We start from the raw sequence: 3,617 nt of genomic DNA on the forward strand, positions 1-3,617 counted from the left end.
ATTTGGGAGGGTTGATGTCTTTACTGGTTGAGATGTCTGGGATTGATAAGTTTTTCCCTGGTGTGCATGCGCTGAAGCGTGTGCGGTTTGATCTTTTGTCGGGCGAGGTTCACGCCTTGATGGGGGAGAACGGTGCTGGCAAGAGTACGTTGATGAAGATCCTGTCTGGGATTTATCAGCGTGACGGCGGTGTTCTGAAGATAGCGGGGCAGGAGGTCAGCCCGTCCAGTCCAAGCGAGGCGCAGGATCTGGGGATTGGGATCATTCACCAGGAGCTGAGCCTGATGAACGATCTGACCGTGGCGCAAAACATCTTTATTGGGCGTGAGCCGCGCAAGCGTTTTGGCCGTCTTGATGAGGCGGCGCTGAATGCGCAGACGGCTGAGATCTTTGCTTCGATGAATCTGGATCTGGATCCCAAAACGCTTGTGGGCAGCCTGACCATTGCCAAGCAGCAGATGGTGGAGATTGCCAAGGCACTGTCGTTCCGCTCCAAGGTGTTGATCATGGATGAGCCGACCGCGGCGCTCAATGATGCGGAGATTGCAGAGCTGTTTGTGATCATTCGCCGCCTGAAGTCGGAAGGTGTGGGCATTGTCTACATCAGCCACAAGATGGATGAGCTGAAGCAGATTGCCGACCGGGTGACGGTGATGCGGGACGGGGAATATGTCGGTGTGGTTGAGGCGGCAGAGACGCCGATCAGCCAGATCATCGCGATGATGGTGGGCCGTGAGGTGACAGAAGAGCCTCTGGAGGTGCCTGATCTGAAAGATGCGGAAGTGTCGCTGGAAGTGTCAGGGCTCAGCCGGGGGCGCGAGATCCGGGATGTGAGCTTTACGGTGCAGCGCGGTGAGATCCTCGGCTTTGCCGGGTTGATGGGCGCGGGGCGCACGGAAGTGGCGCGGGCGATCTTTGGCGCGGATGTGAAAGACGCCGGTGAGATCAAAGTGCATGGCCGCAAGGTGAGCATCAAAACCCCAAGCGATGCGGTCGGGGCGGGCATTGGCTATCTCTCTGAGGACCGCAAACACTTTGGCCTCGCCACCGGCATGAACGTGCGCGACAACGTGGCGCTGGCCTCCATGGATCTGTTCTCAAGCTCGGTGGGGGTGCTTGATGAGGCGGCCATGGCAGAGACGGCACAGGGCTATATCGCCCAGCTCGGCATTCGCACGCCCTCTGATGTGCAAGAGGTGCGCCTGTTGTCGGGGGGCAACCAGCAGAAGGTGGTGATTGCCAAATGGCTGCTGCGCGATTGCGACATTCTGATTTTTGACGAGCCGACCCGCGGCATCGACGTGGGGGCGAAGTCGGAAATCTACAAACTGCTGGAGGAGCTCGCAGAGGCGGGCAAGACGATCATCGTGATCTCCTCGGAGCTGCCAGAAATCATGCGCCTCAGTCACCGGATTGCGGTGATGTGTGAAGGCCGGCTGACCGGGATTTTGCCCGGCGGCAAAGACACCACTCAAGAAGACATCATGCAATTGGCCACCCAGCGTGAGGCGGTGATGCATGTAGCGGAGACAATACAATGAGCACGGCAACCGACGTAGACGAAAAATCCCCCCTCTCCGGGCTCGGAGATTCCGGGGCGTATCAGAAGATCCTGGCGTTTGCGAGTTTGATCGTGCTGCTGATCGGTTTCTCGATTGCCTCGCCAAACTTCATGCAGACTTCCAATATGATTGCGATTTTGCAGGCGACCTCGGTCAATGGCGTTTTGGCGGTGGCGGCCACTTTGGTGATCATCACCGGCGGGATTGATCTGTCGGTGGGCACGTTGATGACCTTCTGTGCGGTGATTGCTGGTGTGGTTCTGACCTATCTGGGCATGCCGCTTTTGCTGGGGGTGGCTGCGGCGATTGGGGCGGGTGCGCTCTGTGGGCTGTGCTCAGGCACCTTTGTGGCGAAGATGAAAATCCCACCGTTCATTGCGACCCTTGGCATGATGCTGATCCTGAAGGGGCTGTCACTGGTGATCTCTGGCACCCGGCCGATCTACTTCAATGACACACCGGGCTTTGATCAGATCTCGCGCGGCTCGCTGATTGGTGAGGTGATCCCGGCGCTGCCGATCCCCAATGGTGTGTTGATCCTGTTTTTGGTGGCGGCTGCGGCCTCCTACATTCTGAGCAAGACCGTGCTGGGGCGCTATACCTTTGCGCTTGGCTCCAACGAGGAGGCGGTGCGCCTGTCTGGGGTGAACACCGACCGCTGGAAGATGCGTATTTACGCGCTGGCCGGCGGCATCTGTGGCATCGGCGGCATTCTGATTGCCTCGCGCCTGAACTCGGCCCAGCCGGCTCTGGGTCTGGGTTATGAGCTGGAGGCGATTGCGGCGGTTGTGATTGGCGGCACCTCGCTGTCTGGCGGGCGCGGCACCATTCTGGGCACCCTGATTGGGGCGCTGATCATGGCGGTGCTGACCAATGGCCTGCGGGTGCTGTCTGTGGCGCAGGAGTGGCAGACCGTTGTGACCGGCGCGATCATCATTCTGGCAGTCTATGCCGATATGGTGCGGCGCAAGAAATCGGGCTGAGGCCTGAGCTTGGAGCGCGCACACGGGGGCGCGTTCCACATTTAAGTAACTGAAATGCGTGACGAACATCTGGAGGAGAAAATCATGCTGACACGTCGTTTTATTCTGGGGGCCTTGAGCGCCGCCGTGATGAGTGGCCCTGCGTCCATGGCGCTGGCCGAGGACCAACTGTACATCCCATTGGTGTCCAAAGGCTTCCAGCACCAGTTCTGGCAGGCGGTGAAATCTGGGGCCGAGCAGGCCGCAGATGAGTTTGGTGTGCGCATCACCTTTGAAGGTCCGGACAATGAGACCATGGTGGACCGTCAGATCGACATGCTGGCCGCGGCGCTGGCCAACAAGCCGGCGGCACTTGGCTTTGCGGCGCTGGACAGCCAGGCGGCGATCCCGCTGCTGCGTCAGGCCAATGAGGCGGGCATTCCGGTTGTGGCCTTTGACAGCGGTGTCGACAGCGACATCCCACTGTCCACAGCCACCACGGACAACGCGCTGGCTGCGGGCATGGCGGCAGATAAAATGGCCGAGCTGATTGGGGGCAAAGGCAAGGTGGCGGTTGTGGCACACGACCAGACCAGCCGCACTGGCATCGACCGTCGCGACGGCTTTGTGAACCGCATCGAAGCGAAATACCCCGACATCGAAGTGGTGACGGTGCAATACGGTCAGGGTGACCACTTGAAATCCACCGAGGTGACCAAGGCGATCCTGACAGCCAACCCAGATCTGAACGGCATCTTTGGCACCAACGAAGGCTCCGCCATTGGCGTTGTGAACGGTGTGCAGGAGCTGGGCACCGAAGGTCTGGTGATCATCGGCTATGACAGCGGCAAGGCGCAGACTGACGCCATCCGCAATGGCCTGATGGCGGGCGCCATCACCCAGAACCCGGTCGGCATCGGCTATGAAACCGTCAAAGCCGCCGTCATGGCCACCAAAGGTCAAGAGGTGCCAGACCTCATCGACACAGGCTTCTACTACTATGACGCCTCAAACATCGACGACCCAAAAATCCAGGCCGTCCTCTACGACTAAACAAAAACAAGGCCCGCCAATCTGGCGGGCCTTGCCAGTT

The 3,617-nt window shown here is 59.4% G+C and carries 3 protein-coding genes; all 3 read left to right on the top strand.

What is annotated here, in order from left to right; all coding sequences use genetic code 11:
- On the top strand, window positions 1–1,541 hold a 1,541-nt coding region (locus PJL69_RS20180), incomplete at its 5' end, for a sugar ABC transporter ATP-binding protein (RefSeq protein ID WP_333781895.1).
- Window positions 1,538–2,545, top strand: a complete 1,008-nt coding sequence (locus PJL69_RS20185) for an ABC transporter permease (RefSeq protein ID WP_209101838.1) — start codon at window positions 1,538–1,540, stop codon at window positions 2,543–2,545. The genes PJL69_RS20180 and PJL69_RS20185, both read left to right, overlap by 4 nt.
- 84 nt (window positions 2,546–2,629) lie before the next feature.
- The gene (locus PJL69_RS20190; protein ID WP_209101840.1) at window positions 2,630–3,577 is read left to right on the top strand and encodes an ABC transporter substrate-binding protein; all 948 of its coding nucleotides are present in this window, start codon (window positions 2,630–2,632) and stop codon (window positions 3,575–3,577) included.
- The last annotated feature ends 40 nt before the right edge of the window (window positions 3,578–3,617 follow it).

The sequence above is a fragment of the Shimia sp. MMG029 genome (assembly GCF_027947445.1).
GTDB lineage: Bacteria > Pseudomonadota > Alphaproteobacteria > Rhodobacterales > Rhodobacteraceae > Shimia.

Bases quoted from the DNA above. Each gene is read 5' to 3' on its own strand.
- PJL69_RS20185 (WP_209101838.1), top strand. From the start codon at position 1,538: ATGAGCACGGCAACCGACGTAGACGAAAAATCCCCCCTCTCCGGGCTC.
- PJL69_RS20190 (WP_209101840.1), top strand. From the start codon at position 2,630: ATGCTGACACGTCGTTTTATTCTGGGGGCCTTGAGCGCCGCCGTGATG.